The 20,675-nt window shown below is 35.9% G+C and carries 17 protein-coding genes and 1 tRNA gene; 11 read left to right on the top strand and 7 right to left on the bottom strand.

The features are described 5' to 3' along the window. The first annotated feature begins 59 nt into the window (after nucleotides 1-59). From R2R71_RS14700 to R2R71_RS14650, 11 genes are all read left to right on the top strand, one after another. Nucleotides 60-2,450 (top strand): ABC transporter permease, encoded by a 2,391-nt coding sequence (locus R2R71_RS14700; protein ID WP_316832035.1) that lies wholly within the window; start codon nucleotides 60-62, stop codon nucleotides 2,448-2,450. Between the two features lie 83 nt (nucleotides 2,451-2,533). Continuing rightward, entirely contained in the window at nucleotides 2,534-4,927 is a 2,394-nt protein-coding gene (locus tag R2R71_RS14695) for an ABC transporter permease (RefSeq protein ID WP_316832034.1), read from the top strand. Nucleotides 4,928-4,982: 55 nt separating this feature from the next. Beyond that, nucleotides 4,983-7,409 (top strand): ABC transporter permease, encoded by a 2,427-nt coding sequence (locus R2R71_RS14690; RefSeq protein WP_316832033.1) that lies wholly within the window; start codon nucleotides 4,983-4,985, stop codon nucleotides 7,407-7,409. 75 nt (nucleotides 7,410-7,484) lie between these two features. Next, on the top strand, nucleotides 7,485-8,162 hold the full coding sequence (locus R2R71_RS14685; protein WP_316832032.1) for an ABC transporter ATP-binding protein: 678 nt from the start codon (nucleotides 7,485-7,487) through the stop codon (nucleotides 8,160-8,162). 57 nt (nucleotides 8,163-8,219) lie between these two features. Then, nucleotides 8,220-9,017 carry a helical backbone metal receptor gene (locus R2R71_RS14680; RefSeq protein WP_316832031.1) on the top strand — a complete coding sequence of 266 codons (798 nt, stop codon included), beginning with the start codon at nucleotides 8,220-8,222 and terminating at the stop codon, nucleotides 9,015-9,017. A 60-nt stretch (nucleotides 9,018-9,077) separates the two neighbouring features. Continuing rightward, complete coding sequence (locus R2R71_RS14675) at nucleotides 9,078-9,377, top strand: hypothetical protein (protein ID WP_316832030.1); 300 nt, start codon at nucleotides 9,078-9,080, stop codon at nucleotides 9,375-9,377. A 125-nt stretch (nucleotides 9,378-9,502) separates the two neighbouring features. Next, a tRNA-Leu gene (locus R2R71_RS14670) sits at nucleotides 9,503-9,584 on the top strand. Between the two features lie 73 nt (nucleotides 9,585-9,657). Continuing rightward, nucleotides 9,658-11,007, top strand: coding sequence for a trigger factor (gene tig, locus R2R71_RS14665; protein WP_316832029.1), 1,350 nt, complete (start codon nucleotides 9,658-9,660; stop codon nucleotides 11,005-11,007). Nucleotides 11,008-11,340: 333 nt separating this feature from the next. Continuing rightward, nucleotides 11,341-12,048 (top strand): ATP-dependent Clp endopeptidase proteolytic subunit ClpP, encoded by a 708-nt coding sequence (clpP, locus tag R2R71_RS14660; RefSeq protein ID WP_316832028.1) that lies wholly within the window; start codon nucleotides 11,341-11,343, stop codon nucleotides 12,046-12,048. Then, nucleotides 12,032-13,270 carry an ATP-dependent Clp protease ATP-binding subunit ClpX gene (gene clpX / locus R2R71_RS14655; RefSeq protein WP_316832027.1) on the top strand — a complete coding sequence of 413 codons (1,239 nt, stop codon included), beginning with the start codon at nucleotides 12,032-12,034 and terminating at the stop codon, nucleotides 13,268-13,270. Before clpP ends, clpX begins: the two co-directional genes overlap by 17 nt. Before the next feature lie 160 nt (nucleotides 13,271-13,430). Further along, complete coding sequence (locus R2R71_RS14650) at nucleotides 13,431-14,294, top strand: AMP nucleosidase (RefSeq protein ID WP_316832026.1); 864 nt, start codon at nucleotides 13,431-13,433, stop codon at nucleotides 14,292-14,294. A gap of 69 nt (nucleotides 14,295-14,363) precedes the next feature. On the opposite strand, the gene R2R71_RS14645 is transcribed toward R2R71_RS14650, so the two are convergent. The 7 genes from R2R71_RS14645 to R2R71_RS14615 form a co-directional block, all read right to left on the bottom strand. Next, entirely contained in the window at nucleotides 14,364-15,023 is a 660-nt protein-coding gene (locus R2R71_RS14645) for an ATP-binding cassette domain-containing protein (RefSeq protein ID WP_316832025.1), read from the bottom strand. Further along, a complete protein-coding gene (locus tag R2R71_RS14640; protein WP_316832024.1) occupies nucleotides 14,966-15,328 on the bottom strand; it encodes a hypothetical protein in 363 nt (120 codons plus the stop codon). The genes R2R71_RS14645 and R2R71_RS14640 overlap by 58 nt, the downstream gene beginning before the upstream one ends. 100 nt (nucleotides 15,329-15,428) lie before the next feature. Continuing rightward, nucleotides 15,429-16,289 carry an RNA polymerase sigma factor RpoD/SigA gene (locus R2R71_RS14635; protein WP_010601359.1) on the bottom strand — a complete coding sequence of 287 codons (861 nt, stop codon included), beginning with the start codon at nucleotides 16,287-16,289 and terminating at the stop codon, nucleotides 15,429-15,431. 631 nt (nucleotides 16,290-16,920) lie between these two features. Continuing rightward, nucleotides 16,921-18,120, bottom strand: a complete 1,200-nt coding sequence (sucC, locus tag R2R71_RS14630; protein WP_316832023.1) for an ADP-forming succinate--CoA ligase subunit beta — start codon at nucleotides 18,118-18,120, stop codon at nucleotides 16,921-16,923. A 274-nt stretch (nucleotides 18,121-18,394) separates the two neighbouring features. Beyond that, entirely contained in the window at nucleotides 18,395-18,703 is a 309-nt protein-coding gene (locus R2R71_RS14625) for a hypothetical protein (RefSeq protein ID WP_316832022.1), read from the bottom strand. A gap of 53 nt (nucleotides 18,704-18,756) precedes the next feature. Further along, complete coding sequence (locus R2R71_RS14620; protein ID WP_316832021.1) at nucleotides 18,757-20,322, bottom strand: DUF4173 domain-containing protein; 1,566 nt, start codon at nucleotides 20,320-20,322, stop codon at nucleotides 18,757-18,759. A 56-nt stretch (nucleotides 20,323-20,378) separates the two neighbouring features. Next, complete coding sequence (locus R2R71_RS14615; RefSeq protein WP_316832020.1) at nucleotides 20,379-20,675, bottom strand: transcriptional regulator; 297 nt, start codon at nucleotides 20,673-20,675, stop codon at nucleotides 20,379-20,381.

The raw sequence follows: 20,675 nt of genomic DNA, 5'->3' as shown, positions 1-20,675 counted from the left end.
GTGGCTTAAGCGCTTAAACCTTCTGCCATCCAACCTTTCAACCCTCAACCTTAAAAAAGATGTTCAAACTTAACCTAAAAATTGCCTGGAGAAACCTTTGGAAAAACAAGGGTTATACTTTTATTAATATCCTTGGTTTATCCATAGGGATGGCTAGTTGTATTCTGATTTTTATTTTTATCCGCTATCAGATGAGTTTTGATGAAGGTTTTAAAAATGAGGATAAGATTTATCGTGTGGTTTCAAGTTGGGATTATGTTGATGGAAATCAGTTCTTCTCACAGGGTGTTCCTTTGCCACTTACGCCAGCGATGCGAAACGATTTCTCTCCATATATCGAGAAAATTGCAGCTATTCAAAACAGTGCCGGATTAATTAAGGTAGTCGATGCATCAGGCAAGGAAAAGCTGAAAAGTATTGAGAATGTTTTTTACGTAGAGCCAGATTTTTTCGAAGTCTTTAATTACAACTGGTTGTCAGGTAACAATAAATCTTTAGGTAATCCTGGAAATATTGTTCTTTCAAAAGAAATGGCTGATAAGTTTTTTGGCGATTGGAAGTCTGCTTTAGGCAAAAGCATAAATTTTGATGGCAGCCAGAATTATACAGTTACCGGCGTAATCGACGATGTTGCAGAAAATAATTCCATTCCACTTAAAATCATGCTTCCATATAAATCTTTTAAAGATAGAAATATGGTAAACTGGGGTTCTGTAGGTTCAAATTCTGAGAGTTATTTTAAGCTAAAACCAAATGTTGATGTTGAAACCCTCAACGGACCTTTAAAGGCTTTCATAAAGAAATATTATGTTGAGAATGCACCCGGAAAAGAAGGGCATCTTTTTCAACGTTTGAGGGATATTCATTACAACGATAAATTTGGAAATTTTTCGGGTAAAATTATGCCAAAGAAACAACTTTATGGTTTAGCTATAATCGGCTTCTTTCTGATGGTTACTGCTTCAATTAACTTTATAAATCTTGCTACAGCACAAGCGGTTAGCCGTTCAAAAGAAGTGGGGGTTCGTAAAGTAATGGGAAGCCAACGCAGCCAGCTGGTTATACAGTTTTTAACTGAAACCTTAACAATAGTGTTCATTTCACTACTTATTGGAAGTGTGCTTACCGAAATTGCTTTACCAGGCATGCAGCGTTTATTCGAATCAAAAATATCCTTCAGTATTTTTCAACATCCTGTTATTTTGGTGTTTATGTTTTGTCTGGTTGTGTTTGTAAGCTTGCTTGCAGGTTTTTACCCGGCAATTGTAATGTCGGGTTTTAACCCCGCATTAGCCATTAAGAATAAGGTGGTTGCTAATACCGGAGGCCTGGGCCTGAGAAAGATCCTGGTTGTGGTTCAGTTTGCCATTACAGTAACCTTAATTATAGGAACTTTGGTTATTCTTCAACAGATGAAGTATATCAGGGAACAACCTTTAGGTTTCAATCCAATAGCGGTTGCGATGGTCGATTTACCTAACGATAGCTTAACAACGCCACGTTTTGCCACTTTCAAAATGCAGCTGAAACAAATTCCTGGTGTTAAAGAAGTAAGTTTTTGCCGTACAGCACCATCATCACAGAATAACAATGGAAATTCTTTTTCGTACAACGGGGGTAAGGATGCCGAATTTCAGGTTAATACAAAAAATGCCGATGAAGATTACTTGAAAACATTTGATTTAAAACTTGCAGCGGGTAGAAACCTGGTTAAATCAGATACAACCAATGAATACCTGGTAAATGAAACTTTGCTGAAGAAACTGAATGTTAGAAATCCAAATGAAGCCATTGGAAAAATGATTTCGATGGGTGGAATGAAAGCACCGATTGTTGGTGTAATTCAGGATTTTAAAAATAAAAGCCTTCATGAAAACATCGATCCGATTTTAATCGGAGCACTTAAACCAAGATTTTTCTATGCTGCTATTAAATTAGATTCGAAGCAAATGTTACAAACGATGAAAACGGTAGAAGGTATCTGGCAAAAAACTTTTCCTGAGTCGGTTTACAATGAGTCTTTCCTGAATGAAGAAATTAACAATTATTACCAGGGAGAACGAATCATGGGCACATTGTTTAAAGTATTTGCCGGCGTAATTATTTTCATTTCGTTCATCGGTTTATTTGGACTGATCTCTTTCGTGGCAACACAAAGAACAAAGGAAGTTGCCATTAGAAAGGTTTTGGGCGCTTCAACCATTGAACTGGTAAAAATGCTTAATGGTTCCTTTCTCATTATGGTTTTCATCGCTAACCTGGTTGCGTGGCCACTGGCTTACCTTTTCGTTTCAAAATGGCTTGCAGGTTTTGCCTACCGGATCGATATTAGTATCTGGCCATTTGCACTAGCTATGGTTATTTCGATGGCCATTACTTTAATTACGGTTTCCATACGCTCTTATAAAGCTGCGGTAGCCAATACTATTGATGCACTTAAATATGAATAACTAAGGATGAAAGGCAGAAGGTGGATGGCTTAAGCGCTTAAACCTTCTGCCATCCAACCTTTCAACCCTCAACCTTAAAAAAGATGTTCAGACTAAACTTAAAAATCGCCTGGCGAAACCTTTGGAAAAACAAGGGCTATACGCTGATTAATGTTCTTGGTTTATCAATTGGGATGGCGAGTTGTATTCTGATTTTCATTTTTATCCGTTATCAAATGAGTTTTGATGAGGGTTTTAAAAATGAGGATAGAATTTTTAGGGTTGTAACGGATTGGAAGTATAACGCCTATGATGATTATTCTGCAGGTGTTCCTATTCCTTTTTCAGCAGCTGCCAGAAATGAAATTGCTGGTTTCGAAAAAGTTGGAACTATAGTTAAACGTGGTGGGATTATTCATGTTAAGAATGCAAGTGGGGTAGAAGTAATTAAATCTCAGGAACCAGTTTATTATGCCGAGCCAGATTTTTTTGATGTTTTTAGCGACATAAATTGGCTTAATGGTAAAGCCGGTGAAGCGCTTTCTGCACCGAATACAGTTGTACTTTCTAAAACATACGCAACTAAATTTTTTGGAACCGTAGAAAATGCAATTGGTAAAATTATTAGAATAGGTGATAAAACGGATTTAAAAGTTACTGGTGTTATTCAGGATATGCCTCAAAACAGCAGTTTCCCAATAGGAATTATTATCAGTTATCAAACCTATTGGGGAAGATTTAACGATAATTGGGATTCAGTAAATTCGAGTTCGTCAAGCTATGTACTTTTGAAAGAAGGCTTAAAACTTTCTGATATGAAAGAAACCATGGATAGATTCAATAACAAATACTATCCAATTGAGAAAATTGCAGGTAATCAAACCAACAGATTGCAAAAGTTAAGAGATATTCACTTTAATGATAAGTATGACAATTTTGCTGATTCATCAATAAGTAAAGGTGAAATTTATGGTTTAACAGTAATTGGCTTATTTTTGATTCTCACAGGCTGCATAAACTTTATCAATTTAAGTACAGCACAATCCGTAAGTCGCTCAAAAGAAGTTGGTGTTCGCAAAGTGATGGGTGGAAAACGTAAGCAACTCATTGCTCAGTTTTTAACCGAAACTTTTGCCGTCAGCATAATTGCATTATTAATTGCATGCGTAATTACGGAATTAGCAATTCCGCAAATGCAGAATCTATTTAAGGGAGAAATGGAATTCAGTTTATTTAGCCATCCAATTATTTTTGTTTTCATGGGCTTGCTGGTTTTTTTTGTCGGTACATTGGCAGGCTTTTATCCGGCCTTAATTATCTCCGGTTTTAATCCTGTTTTAGCGATAAAGAATAAAATAGCCCTAAACAATAATGGTTTAAGTTTGCGAAAAATATTAGTGGTTGTTCAGTTTTCAATTACGGTAATTTTGATAATTGGAACCTTTGTAATTATCAGACAAATGGAATACATCCAACAAAAATCATTGGGCTTTAAATCGGATGCGGTCACAATGGTTGGCATTCAAAATGATAGCATTGGTCTCACAAAATATAATACATTTAAAGAGCGTATTATGCAAATCCCTGGAGTAAAGGAGATTAGTTTCTGTCAGTCAGCTCCATTATCCAATAATGTTAATTCTAGCGATTTCACATATAATGGGGTAAAAAACAAAGATTTTGAGTTGAGGTATATGCGTTCCGATGAAAATTATTTCAAACTTTTTGACTTAAAATTTATCGCCGGAAAAGTATTTAATAAAAGTGATACTGCAAATGCATGCGTAGTTAATGAAACTTTTTTAAATAAAGTTGGTGTTTCCAATCCACAGGATGCAATTGGAAAGATAATAAACGTGGGCGGTAATTCAGTTTCTATTGTTGGTGTTGTTAAAGATTTTAATGACAAGTCGCTTAAAGAAAACATTTCGGGACTGGCGATTTTTCCCGGGAAAAAAGATTATTGGAATGCTGCCATAGAAATGGATGGAGCGCAAATAAAAACTGCAATGCCTGCTATCGAGAAGGTATGGAATAGTGTTTTTCCGAATGGTGTTTTCGATTCAAGGTTTGTAAATGATAGTATTCGTAACAATTATGAGAGCGAACAAGTAATGAGTATTTTATTTAAAGTTTTTGCCGGAGTAATTATTTTTATTTCGTTCATCGGATTATTCGGCTTAATCTCTTTTGTGGCAACACAAAGAACAAAAGAAGTTGCCATCAGAAAGGTTTTGGGCGCTTCAACGCTCGAACTGGTAAAAATGCTTAACGGTTCGTTTCTCGTTATGGTTTTTATAGCAAACCTCGTGGCCTGGCCTTTGGCTTATCTCTTCGTTTCTAAATGGCTTGCAGGTTTTGCTTACCGGATAGATATTAGTATCTGGCCATTTGCGCTCGCGATGTTTATTTCGATGGCGATTACGCTAATTACGGTTTCCATACGCTCTTATAAAGCTGCGGTAGCCAATACAATTGATGCACTTAAATATGAATAACTTAAGCGCTTAAACCTTCTGCCATCCAACCTTTCAACCCTCAACCTTAAAAAAGATGTTCAAACTAAACTTAAAAATCGCCTGGCGAAACCTTTGGAAAAACAAAATATATGCTGCAATTAATATTGGCGGGCTGGCTTTGGGGCTAACTGCTTTTGTATTAATGCTTTTGTATATCAATCATGAAGAAAGCTATGATAAATGGTCGCCCGAACTGAAAAATGTTTACCAGATTAGGGAGAAGCATGACTTTTTTACACCTGACAACAAAGAGCATTGGAATGAAATAGCTAACGGTCGGATTGCCAATTTGATAAGAACAAAATTGCCACAGGCAATTGCTGTAACCAGGGTAGATAACGACTGGGATTTTAGCAGTGGCTACTCTCTTAAAATTGATAATGCGGATCCGGTTATGATTAATAAAATCAAGGATTCAGACAGTAGCTTTTTTAAGGTATTTCCATATCAGTTTGTGCAGGGGAGTGCTGATAAGGCTTTAGAAAATAAAAACACAATTGTATTAAAAGAGCAGCTGGCATTGCAACTTTTCGGTACAACGAAGGTTTTGGGTAAAACGGTTAAAATCGTTCGTTGGAGAAGCGATGAAGGAAGTGCATTAACGGTTACTGGCATAGTCCGCGAACCTGCATCGCCACAAAGTTTAAGTTTTAATGCGATTACCAGAACAGGAGATAAAGATAAAGACCCGGATAATCCAACCAATAATAATTATTGCCTGGTGTATACAAGGCTTAATAAGTCGAGCGATACATTAGTATTAAACCAAACCTTACAAAAGTTATATGTCGATTTCAAAAAGAACCTGTTAAAAGGCCAAAAGAAAAGCTATAACGATGTTTATAAAGACGGAAAATTACCAGGGCTAAAAGTAATTCCATTAGAAACAGTTCATTCAAATCCACCTTACACCATTAACTGGTTCGAAAAACTGAAACCAGTAATTGCTATTTCTGCATTTTTGCTTTTGGTTTCGGTGATAAACTTCATTAACCTGGCTACAGCACAGTCGGTTCAGCGGGCAAAAGAAGTTGGCGTGAAAAAGGTATTGGGCTCATATAAAAAGCAGTTAACCGGACAGTTCTTAATTGAATCTGCCCTGCAGAGTATGATCTCACTTTTTCTCTGTATTATTTTAATTGAGGTGGTGTTACCTACTTTCAACCACCAGTTTAAAGTCGACTTAAGTTTTTGGCACAATGCAAGATTGTTCGCCATGATCTTCCAGCTGCTGCTTTTGTTTGTTTTTGTAACCCTGCTTGCTGGTTTTTATCCGGCCTGGGTTTTATCAAACTACAATCCAGTGTCTGTTCTAAAAGGAAATTATGAAAACGGCTTGCGTGGTATCGCCCTGCGAAATGTACTGGTTATCTTTCAGTTTATAATCTCGGTTACTTTTATTATTTCTATTGGTGTAATGCAAATGCAAACACGCTTTATGAGTAATAAAGATTTAGGCTTTGAAAGAGGGAACATGATCAACATAAAATCAAACTATGAAGATAATTTTGCCGAACGTTTAAAGAAAATTCCAGGTGTGCAGTATGTCGCAACCACTACGCAGATTCTGGGAAACACTTTTAATGTACCCGAAGAAGTTAAATACAAAGGCAATGCAATAAACCTAAACACAGTTACCGTTACGATGGATGCATTACCTGCACTAAGCGTAAAAGTATTGCAGGGAAGGATTTTTGCTAAAGAATATAAGCAGGATACGATTAATACAGTGGTTTTAAATGAGGCAGCCGCTAATTTGTTTGGTAAGAATGTGGTTGGCGAAAGTTATCATAAAACGGATTGGGAAGGAAAAGACAACGTTTTTCAGGTGGTAGGCGTAATCAAGAACTACCATAACGAAGGTTTTGATAAAACAGTTTTGCCAACAGTTTATAAGGTAACTTCCCTTGGTGGAACTTCGAGTACAAACAATTTGCTTGTTCGTTTCAACACTGCTCAATACAAAGAAATTATCAGCAAGATTGAAAAGGAGTGGAAAATTTTATATCCTAACTTTCCGATGGAATACACTTCCTTAGATGATGCTTTTTCGCGTAGTCTTGAAGATAATAATCGCTTTATGAATATGATTATCCTTTTTAGCGTGGTTTCTGTTTCCTTATCACTATTGGGTTTATTTGCGCTTTCAACCTTTGTGGCAAAACGCAGGACAAAAGAAATAGCAGTAAGAAAAGTGCTTGGGGCGTCGAATATTCAGATTGTAAACCTATTGAACAAATCATTTCTAATACTCGTTATCGTGGCAAACTTAATTAGCTGGCCAATTGCTTACATCATCATAAAAAAATGGCTCGATGGATTTGCTTATCGCATTGATATGCCATTTATTCCATTCCTCGTAGCCACATTGGTTTCGGTAATAATAGCAGTACTAACGGTAAGTATTCAGGCAAGGAAAGCTGCAGTAACCGACCCTGTTAATGCACTTAAATATGAATAAAAGTTGTATAGTTTGAGGCAAAAGATGTGAATAGCACGTCAAAACCTCAAATACGCTACTTTAAAACTTAAAAATATGATAGAATTAAAAAACATTGAAAAATATTACTCAAGTAAAGGCATTAAGCATTATGTGCTTCGCCATGTAACGACAACGATTAAACAGGGCGAATTTGTTTCCATTATGGGGCCATCCGGCGCCGGAAAATCTACATTGTTAAATATACTGGGTATGCTCGAAGAGCCAACCTATGGCAATTACGAATTTATGGGTGAAGATGTAACCAGTTTAAATGAACGAAAACGCATTGAGTTGTATCGTAACCATATTGGTTTTGTGTTTCAGGCATACCACCTGATTGACGAAATGACTGTTTATGAAAATATTGAAGCTCCTTTGCTTTATAAAAAAATTGGAAGTTCTGAACGTAAGAGCCGCATAGCCGATTTGCTCGACCGTTTTAATATTGTCGCGAAGAAAGATTTGTTTCCAAATCAATTGTCGGGTGGTCAGCAACAACTCGTAGGTATTGCAAGAGCCTTGGCGGCACAACCTTCAATAATTCTTGCAGATGAACCTACAGGGAATCTGCAGTCTACTCAGGCCGAAGAAATTATGCAACTCTTTCAGAAACTAAACAAAGAAGAAGGGATCACTATTATCCAGGTTACACATTCGGAAAAAAATGCAGAATATGGCAACAGGATTCTTCATATCGCCGATGGTGTTATCAAAGATGATGTAAAGGTTTAATTAACAGTTTTTGGGTTTTATAATTTTTAAAATTAACTAAGCGAGTATATTTGCTACATGCAAAAAACTTTTACCGACCAGATGGGAAGGGAAATCACTATAAATTTTCCACCAAAAAGGATAATTTCAATAGTACCCTCCCAAACTGAGCTGTTGTTTGATTTAGGTCTTGATCAAGAAATTATCGGATTAACAAAGTTTTGCATTCATCCAATCGAAAAATTTGCAGGGCGTACTAAAGTCGGTGGAACAAAAAAGCTCAACATCGATTTGATAAAAGATTTAAAGCCCGATTTAATTATTGGTAATAAAGAAGAAAATACACAAAGTGATGTAGAAGAACTTGCTGATCTTTTCCCCGTTTGGATGAGCGATATCTTTACCGTAGATGATGCCATGAAAACCATTACCGAAATAGGGGATTTGGTTGATCGGGCTCCCGAAGCTTCCTATTTAAATCACCTTATTTCAGCGGGTTTTAACGATTTAAGAACATTAGCGCTTCAAAACCAGATAAATATAAAAGTAGCATACCTGATTTGGCGTAACCCTTACATGAGCGCAGGAAAGAATACTTTCATTAATGATGTCTTGCTTACCAATGGGATGGTAAATGTTATTCAGCAAGAGCGTTATCCGGAAATCACACTCCAGCAACTGAAAACTTTAAATTGTGAATTGATCCTGCTTCCATCAGAACCTTATCCTTTCAAGGAAAAGCATATCGAAGAAATTCGGGCCGAAATCGCCGAAGCTAAAATTATACTTGTTGATGGGGAAATGTTTAGCTGGTATGGAAGCCGTCTGGTTAAAGCCGTTCAGTATTTTTTCGAATTTCAAAAACTACTTTATTAGTGCTTTGCCATTATTTCTTCTAAATTTGCTGAACTATAAAATCTAAAATCCATCTCCGTTATGAAAAAAATATTAGCATTGTCACTGTTTGTAGCCATATTTTCAGGATGTACATCAATGAAAGATTCTGAAACCAGAACACACGTTACAGCAACAGGTACCATTCAAAAAATAGGTATGACTACTTATCAATATGGTACACACATCCTCAAAACTGCCGATAAAACTTATGCTTTGAAGAGTACGTTTAGTTTAGATCCATACCTGGATAAGAAGGTTACAATAAAAGGAAAAAAGGTTTCCGGCTATCCTTTATCGGGCGGACCAGAACTTGTTGATGTAACCCTTGTAAAACTGTAAAAATTATTCGTGCTAATTATTAGCTACTTAGCATTGTTTTGATAAAATAAATTAGAAAATATCACGAAACCCTTTTGAAGTTTCATTCTAATTTCTATCTTTGCAGTCCTTAATCAATCCTAACTGCGGAAGTGGCGTAATTGGTAGCCGCACCAGACTTAGGATCTGGCGCTTCACGGCGTGGGGGTTCGAGTCCCTTCTTCCGCACAATAAGATAAAGGCCGTTTCGATTTAAACATCGGAACGGTTTTGTTTTTTAAAAAACCTTGATTCAAAAAAAATGAATATTACACAGGAAAAAACCGGCAATTTAAATGCTGTTGTAAAAATCAAAATTGCACCTGCAGATTATACCGCCAAAGTAGATAAGGCAATTAAAGACCAGGCTAAAAAAGCACAGTTACCAGGTTTCCGTAAAGGAATGGTGCCAGCAGCCCACATTAAAAGAATGTATGGTAAAAGTATTCTGGTTGAAGAGGTAAATAACCTGTTAAACGATACTTTATCAAATTATATCACTGAACAAAAATTAGAAATCTTAGGTCAGCCACTTCCAAAAATGGACGACGAAAGAGAATTCAAATGGGATAACACTGATGATTTCGAATTTGATTATGAATTAGGTTTAGCGCCTGCTTTCGATGTTAATGTTTCATCAAAAGATAAATTTACACAATACGTTATCAAAGCTGATAAAGAAACTTTAGAAACACGTATTAAAAATATCCGTCGCAGTTATGGCAAAATGACAAATCCTGAGGTTTCGGCTGAAGGCGATGTACTTTATGCAGAGTTAGTACAGTTAGGTGCTGACGGTTCTGTTTTCGAAGGTGGAATCACTAACACGGCAACGCTTCGTTTAGATCAGGTAACAGACAAAAAAATCCTTAAATCATTAGTAGGTTTAAAAAAGGATGATGTAGTTACCATCGATATTCAGAAAGCTTTTGGCGATGCTGCAGTAATTGCTAAAGCATTGAATATTTCTGAAGAAGATGCAGCAGAATTAAAATCAAGTTTCCAGTTAACGGTTAAAAACGTTAACCGTTTAGAAGAATCTGACTTAAACCAGGAGTTTTTTGATAAACTTTTTGGTGAAGGTACAGTAACTGATGAAGCTGGTTTCAAAGCAAAAATTACAGAAGAAGTAGAAAGCATGTTTAAACAAGATGCTGAGCGTAAATTATCAAACGATATCTATGAGCAGCTTTTAGCAAAACATAACTTCGAATTACCTGACGAGTTCTTACGTCGTTGGTTAAAAGCAACAAACGAAAAATTAACCGACGAAGAACTGGCTGAAGGTTATGATGACTTCGCTAAGAACTTGAAATGGACTTTAATCGAAAACAAAATCATTAAAGATAACAGCATCGAAATTAAATACGAAGATGTGGTGCAGGCAGCTAAAGCAAAATTAGATGCGCAGTTCAGAATGTACAGTCCAAGTCCGCTTCCTGAAGATCAGCTTGCGCAATATGCCGTTCAGTTTTTACAGGATAAAGAAAATGCTAACCGTACTTTTGAAGAAGTAAAAGCTTTAAAAACTTTCGAACAAATTAAATCTATCGTTACTTTAGAAGATAAAGCAATTGATTACGATAAATTTGTCGAATTAGCGAAAGCTTAATGTATTTGACTGACCGAATGGCAGTCGTTACTTATATATAAAATAAAAGCAACTCGAAAGGTTGCTTTTATTTTATATAAGATTTTTAACTGTTTTTTAGTGTTAATTGGCTCATTTGTTGAGTATTATGTGTTTTTTTTGAGCTCATATTCTCAAATTGTTTTATCTTTAAAAAGCAAGTTTTTTATTTCTGCAACATAATTGCTTTACATTAGGAGATAAATAAATAAATTGGCATGGAAATTAACCAGCTATAAGAAATAATAGTTAAAATTACAGTCGATTGGTTTTGGATGAAAAATCAAAACCAGGAGCTTAACCCTAATCAAAGATATGAACATAGATTCACAAGAATTCAGAAAATTTGCCGTTAAACATCAGGGGATTGGCGGCTTACACGTAGATAAATTTATTGCACAGGCTAATCTGAACCCTCAGAACATGACGCCGTATATTATAGAGGAACGCCAGTTGAACGTAGCGCAAATGGATGTTTTTTCTAGGTTAATGATGGACCGCATTATCTTTTTAGGCGATGCAATATATGATCAGAATGCGAATATCATTCAGGCGCAGTTATTGTTTTTGCAATCAACAGATGCCGATAGAGACATTCAGATTTACATTAACTCACCAGGAGGTTCCGTATATGCTGGTTTAGGTATTTATGATACGATGCAGTATATTCAGCCTGATGTAGCAACCATATGTACAGGTATGGCAGCATCAATGGGTGCGGTTTTACTGGTAGCGGGTGCTAAAGGTAAGCGTGCTGCTCTACCTCACTCAAGGGTAATGATTCACCAGCCATCAGGAGGTGCACAAGGTGTGGCATCTGATATGGAGATCAACTTAAGAGAAATGTTAAAGCTTAAAAAAGAATTATACGATATTATTTCTGAGCATTCAGGACAAAGTTACGACTGGGTAGAGAAAGCTTCAGATCGTGATTACTGGATGACTGCTGATGAAGCAAAAGGATTTGGTATGGTAGATGAAGTATTATCGAGAAACTCGAAAAAAGATGGCGAAACAAAATAAAGAATCCCGTTGCTCATTCTGCCACTCTGGCAAGCATGAAACACTAATGCTAATTGAAGGCATGGATGCATTTATCTGTGATAAATGCGTTACCCAGGCTAATCAATTGCTTGCGCAGGAGTTAGGTACGAAAAACAGCAAAGGTATTCAGTCGACACTTACCTTATTAAAGCCGCTTGAGATTAAGCAGCACCTTGATCAGTATGTTATTGGTCAGGATGATGCTAAAAAGGTTTTGTCGGTTGCGGTTTATAATCACTATAAACGTTTAAATCAAAAAATTGATAAAGACGAGATAGAGATAGAAAAATCGAATATTATGCTGGTTGGTGAAACCGGAACGGGTAAAACGCTTCTGGCAAAAACCATAGCAAAAATTCTGCATGTACCATTTTGTATATGTGATGCAACCGTTTTAACCGAAGCGGGTTATGTAGGAGAAGATGTTGAAAGTATTTTAACCCGTTTATTACAGGCTGCAGATTATGATGTGGCTTCGGCTGAGCGTGGAATTGTGTATATCGATGAAGTTGATAAAGTAGCACGTAAGAGCGACAACCCATCAATTACCCGCGATGTTTCTGGTGAAGGTGTGCAACAGGCTTTGTTAAAGATTTTAGAAGGAACTATTGTTAATGTTCCACCTCAGGGCGGACGTAAACATCCTGATCAGAAAATGATTCCTGTTAATACAAATAACATTTTATTTATTTGTGGAGGAGCTTTTGATGGTATTGAGCGTAAAATTGCTAATCGATTGCGTACACAGGCTGTAGGTTATAAAGTGAAGAAAGACGATACGGTTTTAGATCTTAAAAACCTGTACAAGTACATCACGCCACAGGATTTGAAATCATTTGGTTTAATTCCCGAATTAATTGGTCGTATTCCGGTTCTTTCACACTTAAATCCGCTTGATAAAGCTACGCTTAGAAACATCCTTACAGCACCTAAAAATGCTTTAACAAAACAATACGAAAAGCTTTTTGATTATGAAGATGTTAAATTGATCTTTGATGATGAAGTGCTTGATTTTATTGTTGATAAGGCGCTTGAATATAAACTTGGTGCACGTGGTTTAAGGTCAATCTGCGAAGCTATTATGCTCGATGCAATGTTTGATACGCCAACGCAGGGCGATGTGAAAGAATTACACATCAATCTCGAATATGCCATAGAGAAATTTGAAAAGGCCGATTTTAAAAAATTAAAGGCCGCATAAAAAAATCAAATCCCTCCCGAGCATCGGGAGGGATTTTTTTTAACCTTAAGATTTTATTTCGAAATTGATACGTTCATTTAAAACCATGTTAATGCGTAGCTTAAACGAAATTTGTTATTTTGAAATTATTGTCTTATATTATTGAAAGGAATAAAAATATATGAACGAAGAAAAAGACGTAAAAAAAGACGAATCAGTAGTAGAGAATTCAAAAAAAATAAAAGAGGTTGAAAGTCCGGTAAAACCTGGATTGAAATCTAAAGATGAAATTGTAAAAAACTGGTTGCCGCGGTATACCGGAAGACCATTGGATCAGTTTGGAGAGTATATCCTGCTTACCAATTTCAGTAAATATGTAACCATGTTTTCTGAATGGAATGATAATGCCCCGATTATGGGTTTAGATAAGCCAATGCAAAGTGTAACTGCAAACGGTATTACCATTATTAATTTTGGCATGGGCAGCCCGCTGGCTGCAACAATGATGGATTTGTTAACTGCTATAAAACCTAAAGCAGTACTGTTTTTAGGTAAATGTGGTGGTTTAAAAAAGAAAAATCAGCTTGGCGATTTAATCTTGCCAATCGCAGCAATAAGAGGAGAGGGTACCTCAAACGATTACTTGCCTGCGGAAGTGCCTGCATTGCCGGCTTTCGCGTTACAGAAAGCGATTTCTACAACCATTCGCGACCATGGCAGAGATTACTGGACAGGAACCTGTTATACAACAAACAGACGTGTTTGGGAGCATGATAAAGATTTCAAGAAATATTTAAAAACGTTAAGGGCTATGGCGGTCGATATGGAAACAGCGACAATTTTTACCACAGCTTTTGCAAATAAAATCCCTGCCGGAGCGCTGCTTTTAGTTTCCGATCAGCCGATGATACCTGAAGGTGTTAAAACAGCTGAAAGTGATAGCAGTGTAACAGAAAAATATGTAGAAACACACTTAAGAATAGGTATTGATTCGTTAAAGCAGTTAATAAATAATGGCTTAACGGTTAAGCATTTGTTGTTCTAATCCTGGCTGTAATTTCGAGGGAAAAAGCAATTTAATTTTAAAGATAAAGGTCGGTTTACCGGTCTTTTTTTATGATTTAATAACTGGAAGGTAGCCATGAAGAATCAAATCATCAGCTGAATTTACCTGGTAATTGGCGCCATTATGCAATAATATAATCCGGTCGGCGGTATCGAGTATCGATTGGTAATAATGATCGGTAATAATGAAACCCTTATCCGGTTTTAATTTATTGATATGTAATTTTATTTCCTCGGCAAGTAAAGGGGCTAGTTGCGAAAACGGTTCGTCTAAAAGAATAAAATCAGCATCACTGTATATCACAATTAATGCTTCTAATAATCTGCTTTCTCCACCCGAAAAATCCCTGAATCTTTTTTTAAGGTTTTGTGCTACAAACTCAATTTCGAGTATTTTTTGTTTATGGTGTTTGCAGAATATTTCAATGGCCGCTTCAACACTTAATTTAGGCGGGATAAAGTTATCTTGAGGTAGATAAGCAATTTTGCCTGACTTGTAACTTTTATTGATTACCTGATTATTAATTCTGAGATGCTTAAAATCAGCTTTGAGGCTTCCGAAAATGATTTTTAACAATGTAGATTTTCCAGTACCATTTCTGCCCAGCAAACCTACAATTTCGCCTGTTTTACAACTGATGAAAACACCATTTAGTACTTTTTGCTGATTAAACTGGTGGGTAACACTGTCAATAAAAAGTTCCGGCATAAAAGACTAACAGTTATAATTATAATTAGAAATGCAATATCGTAGGCAATGATGTTAACTAATATCCTTCGAAAACCTAAACCCATGTTCTTGTAGAAGTATAAGTGTTTTCTCAGGAAAAATCGCTCAACAATAATTGAAAATAACCAGCCTGTTGGTTTCATTAGTAGTGCCATTGCATAACCTCCAGGTTTTTCAAAACCGTCAATTACAAAGAAAATTCCTGACAGCAAACTCAAAAGAATATTCCATAAAATAATCGGTTTATAAACCAGTATCGATTTTTTAAGAATGCTGAGCGACATCCTTAAATATATAGAAAATAAACCGAAGATATTTTATACAAAAAAAGACCGACAAATTTGTCGGTCTTTAAAATTCCAGAATTTCCTAATTTGGAAATTATTATCCTAAGTAAGATTTTAAGATCTTGCTTCTTGAAGTATGACGTAAGCGTTGTAAAGCTTTATCTTTAATTTGTCTAACACGTTCACGGGTTAAATTAAATTTCTCACCAATTTCCTCTAAAGAAAGCGGATGGTTAGAACCTAATCCAAAGAATAAAACGATGATTTCTCTTTCTCTTTCTGTTAAAGTAGATAGTGAACGCTTAATTTCTTCCGATAATGATTCGTTGATCAGCGAGCTATCTGTATTTGGCTCATGGTTTTCCAATACATCCAGTAAGGTATTTTCTTCACCCTGAACAAAAGGAGCATCCATCGATACATGACGGCCAGAATTGCTTAGCGTGTCAGAAATTTTATCAACAGTAGTTTCTAAAATATCTGCCAATTCTTCAGGAGAAGGCTCACGCTCATATTCCTGCTCTAACTTAGAGAAAGCTTTACTGATTTTACTTAATGAACCTACCTGGTTTAAAGGTAAACGTACAATACGGCTTTGTTCGGCAATTGCCTGCAAAATAGACTGACGAATCCACCATACTGCGTAAGAGATGAATTTAAAACCTTTAGTTTCATCAAAGCGTTTTGCAGCTTTAATTAAACCTAAGTTTCCTTCATTAATTAAGTCGCCTAAAGTTAAACCTTGATTTTGATATTGCTTTGCAACAGATACTACGAAACGTAAGTTAGTTTTAGTTAGGCGCTCTAATGCAGCCTGATCGCCTTCGCGAATCTTTCTTGCTAAAATTACCTCTTCCTCTGCTGTTATTAAATCTACTTTACCAATTTCATGTAAGTATTTATCTAACGATTGACTTTCACGGTTGGTAATGGATTGCGTTATCTTGAGTTGTCTCATTTATACGAATTGTGTGCTCTTTAATTATTGAGTGTGCAAAGTTACGAAATTGTATAGCAATCTGAAAGGATAAAATGCTGAAAATGTAGGTGTTTGCACAAGTATTTTACAGCTTTACTTACAACAAAAATCATTCCAAATTATATTCTGACATTAGTGCAGCTTGTCTTTTTATCACATTATATGAAATGCTCTGGATTGTCCAGCATAGTGATATTTTGGGCTTTTGGCTTAACTTTTAACCGAAGAAGAATTCACTTAACTAAATAAACCTGATAGAACGGAAATACTTTTTGTTTTACACAAATTTAAATATACCGTCATGCTGAGGTACGAAGCATCTTGAGCCTATGAAACAGCTGCTTCATACCTCAGTATGACACTGTTTTACAAAAAGATTGAAGTGATAGCAGGACTTTCGCAACCGAAGCACGCAGAAACCTGATTTTCTAAATATTTTTTATAGTTTAAGGTAGCCATCACGTCATTGCGAGGCATGAAGCAATCTTTCTGCATTAAAGTTATTTTTAAATAGATTGCTTCGTGCCTCGCAATGACGGCGTTGTGCATAAAAAAAAACCTTTCAGCTTACACTGAAAGGTTTCTGTATTTTAAGACTTCGCTAAGCTAATTATGCTTTTTCAGCTAAAACTTTAGTAACTAAATCAGCAGCTTCTTTTAAAGCGATAGCAGAGTAAACCTGAAGGCCAGACTCATCAATTAATTTCTTAGCTTCTTCAGCGTTTGTTCCCTGTAAGCGGCAGATAATTGGCACAGGGATATTTCCGATTTCTTTATACGCATCGATAACACCTTGCGCAACACGGTCGCAACGAACAATACCACCAAAAATATTAATCAAGATAGCTTTAACGTTAGGGTCTTTCAAAATGATGTTGAAAGCAGCTTTAACCGTTTGTGCGTTTGCGGTTCCACCAACATCAAGGAAGTTAGCAGGCTCACCACCAGCTAATTTAATAATGTCCATAGTAGCCATTGCTAAACCAGCACCATTAACCATACAACCCACGTTACCATCAAGGTTAACGAAGTTTAAGTTACTTGCGCTTGCTTCAACTTCCATTGGATCTTCTTCCGTAACATCACGCATTGCTGCATAATCCGGGTGACGGAATAAACCGTTTTCATCTAAATTAACTTTAGCATCAACAGCAATTACTTTATCATCAGATGTTTTTAACACCGGGTTAATTTCAAACATCGAAGAATCGGTAGCCTCGTAAGCTTTGTATAATGCTGAAACAAATTTCACCATCTCTTTGAAAGCATTACCGCTAACACCTAAGTTAAAAGCAATTTTACGTGCCTGGAAGCCTTGTAAGCCAACTTTAGGGTCAATTTCTTCTTTGAAAATTAAGTGTGGTGTATGTTCAGCAACTTCTTCGATATCCATACCGCCTTCAGTACTGTACATAATAATGTTGCGGCCTTTGGCACGATCCAACAATACAGAAATATAAAATTCTTTAGTTTCAGAAGCACCTGGATAGTAAACATCCTGAGCAACTAAAATCTTGTTCACTTTTTTACCTTCCGGACCGGTTTGAGGTGTAACCAACTGCATGCCAATAATATCGGTAGCACGTTGTTTAACTTCATCAAGGTTTTTGGCTAATTTAACACCACCACCTTTACCGCGACCACCAGCGTGGATTTGCGCTTTAATTACAACCCAGTCAGAGTTATAATCAGTTTTCAATTGCTTTGCAGCCTCTACAGCTTGCTCTGGCGTATCGGCAACAATTCCTTCTTGAACGTTAACACCGAAACTTTTTAATATTTGTTTACCCTGGTATTCGTGAATATTCATTTGCTACAAAATTTGCCCAAAGCTACAATTCTAAAGGCTTTAAACAAATATTTATTGCCGTTTTTTTCTAGAAAATGAACGTTTTATGTTAATCGGGAAATGCAGCCCCGCTTTCGCTCTAATCTTTTTTTAATACGCTTCGAAAGCCATTGCCAAGCTGATCGTTTTGCGACCATCGAAGCTTAAAAAAAGTATTACCGCTCAATCGGGTTTATTTAACAAAGTACGAAATGAATGGCTAATGAGCTGTTGCAACTTCAAAGAATATTACATTTTAACTGCCGGCTATCGGCGAACCAAAAATACCTACAGCCAGTTCGGCCCAAACTAAAAATAAGACCAGCAGAATAAGGAAAAATAAAACGGTTCTTGTAGTGGTTGTTTTTACTTTTCTGATAACAATTTCTATGGCTAAACCTGCACTTAAAAGTAAAACTGCGGCAGCAATAAAATCGGTTAAAGTCCATTTTACCTCATTGGTAAATTGCATGGCAATTAGTGGAATGCTTAGAATAATTGCAATTAAACCTAAAATAATTGCCACTCTTAGTTTACCATAATGGAGTGTTTTTTGATTTTTCATGATGTATAAATTTAATTTTTTTTGTTGATTATCGGTTGTTGTTAACAGTCTAACTATTTTTTATTAAGGTTAAAATATTCCGCCGTATTCCAATCCTGCAAATTCCAGGATAGCCAGCCTGATTTTTCATAACGTTCTTTAAAAAAGTTAATTCTTTGATCTAGTCGGTTAATGAGCTGATCATTTGTTGGGTCGATAATTACTTCACCTTTGGGAATAAATACTGGCGTAGCTAATAGTTTATCTTTGTTTTTATCGATGAATGGTAGCGTTTTATCTGATAAGGATAATAAATAAGTAGTATCAATACTTATAGAATCTGCATGTGATAAATTGTATTTCACAATAAAAACATCCCAGTTAATTACACTAAATGCGAGTAATAAAGCAAACCAGGTGTTACCGTTAATTTTCAAGAGGTAGAAAAATGTTTTCTGCCTCACTACTTTTAAATAAACTGTACTTAAGCCAATGGCGCAAAGTAAAGCGAATACCAAAACTCCGATTCTTTTATGGGTAAGGCCATGAAATTCAATGTAATAACCATCACGAATTAATACAGAAATGATGAGCAAGGCATTTTGAAACATCCAGGCAAAAGCCAACATTCTTAATACTTTGCTTTTGCTATAAAAGTTTAGGTTAGCCCTGAAAAAATAAATAATGATGGCCATAGCTAAAATAATGCTGAAAATCAATGTATTAGTGCCGTCATGTAACTCGGCAGAAAAGTTTCCAGATGGTTTTTGTCCAAACCAAAGCGTAGTAATGTCAATGATATTTAATAAGAGCAAGAGTAGATTTAATGCTGTAAAAGAGAGAAGTGCAGTAATAAATTCTGTTTTCAGTGCCAGTTTTCTGATTAGTAAATTACCACTAAAAGTTTTTGCAAGTTCAAACCATATGGTTTTCTGATTTGAATTATTCCTGATTCTGAATAATTGTTCTTTAAATTTCAGTTCGAAATTTTGTAGGGCTTTATCAGAAAAGGTTATTATTAAGCCTCCGGTAACAATTAATCCGAAGCAAAAGTGAATAAAACGAGGGAAGCTTAAATCCTTAAAAATGAAACCGAAAATAGCATCGAAAACATCGCCAATCGAAACCAGTACTTGTTCGGTGTAATGTGCAAAAACACTATTGGCAGCAGCATAAAGACTACTGAAAACAATTATAATTAGTACCGGGATGAAGACATATTTGATTAATCTGAAAACAGGCTTCAAATTAAAATTACCAACAGTAACCTCGCTTAAATTTCTGATTGCGTTGAAAGGAATGGTAAGCATTTGCAGAACAGTGCTAAGCAGCGATGTAAAAACTGTTCTTAATTGCTGGTTATGACTAAAGCCGATAAACAACATTAAACTTATGTAATAGCTAACCAAAGTTAAATCTGAGTTGTTAATAACGACTAGAATGGCAGCTAAAAGATGTGCCATTCCATAAAATTTGAATTTGGTAGTTTTTGTTACATCAGGGTTCAGCCAGGTAATGGTTAACAGAAATATGCTGTAAATACATAGATTAATTGCCAGTCGTTCTTCCCAGAATAAAAAACTGAATAGTAAACCGCCTACAAAGGCTGATAATAGTAAAAAGTTAGATTTATTTTTCATTTTCATCTTTTATTTAAAAGTGCTTTGAATTTCAAAGTAAATAGTTAAAAAAAATATTATAGTTTCTTAATCATTTTTTCAAGTGCATCAAGATGCGCCTTGAAAGCTTGCTTTCCTAAAGTTGTAATAGAGTAGGTGGTACTGGTTTTTCTGCCGATAAAGCCTTTGTGTACTTTAATAAATTCAGCCTGCTCCAGCGTATTTAAATGCGATGCCAGGTTCCCATCAGTTAATTCGAGCATTTGTTTTAAATCGTTAAAACCTATTTCGTTATTAACCACCAATACAGACATTACCCCTAACCGGATTCGGCTATCGAATATTTTATTTAAGTCGGCTATCGGATTCTTCAT

Source organism: Pedobacter aquatilis (genome assembly GCF_032678405.1).
GTDB lineage: Bacteria > Bacteroidota > Bacteroidia > Sphingobacteriales > Sphingobacteriaceae > Pedobacter > Pedobacter aquatilis_A.
The sequence above is the reverse complement of the archived record's forward strand: the minus strand, read 5'-3'. Positions and strand labels throughout refer to the sequence as shown.

What these genes read in the sequence shown, in the direction of transcription:
- R2R71_RS14700 (WP_316832035.1), top strand. Translation starts at nt 60, where the DNA reads ATGTTCAAACTTAACCTAAAAATTGCCTGGAGAAACCTTTGGAAAAAC.
- R2R71_RS14695 (WP_316832034.1), top strand. Translation starts at nt 2,534, where the DNA reads ATGTTCAGACTAAACTTAAAAATCGCCTGGCGAAACCTTTGGAAAAAC.
- R2R71_RS14690 (WP_316832033.1), top strand. Translation starts at nt 4,983, where the DNA reads ATGTTCAAACTAAACTTAAAAATCGCCTGGCGAAACCTTTGGAAAAAC.
- R2R71_RS14685 (WP_316832032.1), top strand. Translation starts at nt 7,485, where the DNA reads ATGATAGAATTAAAAAACATTGAAAAATATTACTCAAGTAAAGGCATT.
- R2R71_RS14680 (WP_316832031.1), top strand. Translation starts at nt 8,220, where the DNA reads ATGCAAAAAACTTTTACCGACCAGATGGGAAGGGAAATCACTATAAAT.
- R2R71_RS14675 (WP_316832030.1), top strand. Translation starts at nt 9,078, where the DNA reads ATGAAAAAAATATTAGCATTGTCACTGTTTGTAGCCATATTTTCAGGA.
- tig (WP_316832029.1), top strand. Translation starts at nt 9,658, where the DNA reads ATGAATATTACACAGGAAAAAACCGGCAATTTAAATGCTGTTGTAAAA.
- clpP (WP_316832028.1), top strand. Translation starts at nt 11,341, where the DNA reads ATGAACATAGATTCACAAGAATTCAGAAAATTTGCCGTTAAACATCAG.
- clpX (WP_316832027.1), top strand. Translation starts at nt 12,032, where the DNA reads ATGGCGAAACAAAATAAAGAATCCCGTTGCTCATTCTGCCACTCTGGC.
- R2R71_RS14650 (WP_316832026.1), top strand. Translation starts at nt 13,431, where the DNA reads ATGAACGAAGAAAAAGACGTAAAAAAAGACGAATCAGTAGTAGAGAAT.
- R2R71_RS14645 (WP_316832025.1), bottom strand. Translation starts at nt 15,023, where the DNA reads ATGCCGGAACTTTTTATTGACAGTGTTACCCACCAGTTTAATCAGCAA.
- R2R71_RS14640 (WP_316832024.1), bottom strand. Translation starts at nt 15,328, where the DNA reads ATGTCGCTCAGCATTCTTAAAAAATCGATACTGGTTTATAAACCGATT.
- R2R71_RS14635 (WP_010601359.1), bottom strand. Translation starts at nt 16,289, where the DNA reads ATGAGACAACTCAAGATAACGCAATCCATTACCAACCGTGAAAGTCAA.
- sucC (WP_316832023.1), bottom strand. Translation starts at nt 18,120, where the DNA reads ATGAATATTCACGAATACCAGGGTAAACAAATATTAAAAAGTTTCGGT.
- R2R71_RS14625 (WP_316832022.1), bottom strand. Translation starts at nt 18,703, where the DNA reads ATGAAAAATCAAAAAACACTCCATTATGGTAAACTAAGAGTGGCAATT.
- R2R71_RS14620 (WP_316832021.1), bottom strand. Translation starts at nt 20,322, where the DNA reads ATGAAAAATAAATCTAACTTTTTACTATTATCAGCCTTTGTAGGCGGT.
- R2R71_RS14615 (WP_316832020.1), bottom strand. Translation starts at nt 20,675, where the DNA reads ATGAAGAATCCGATAGCCGACTTAAATAAAATATTCGATAGCCGAATC.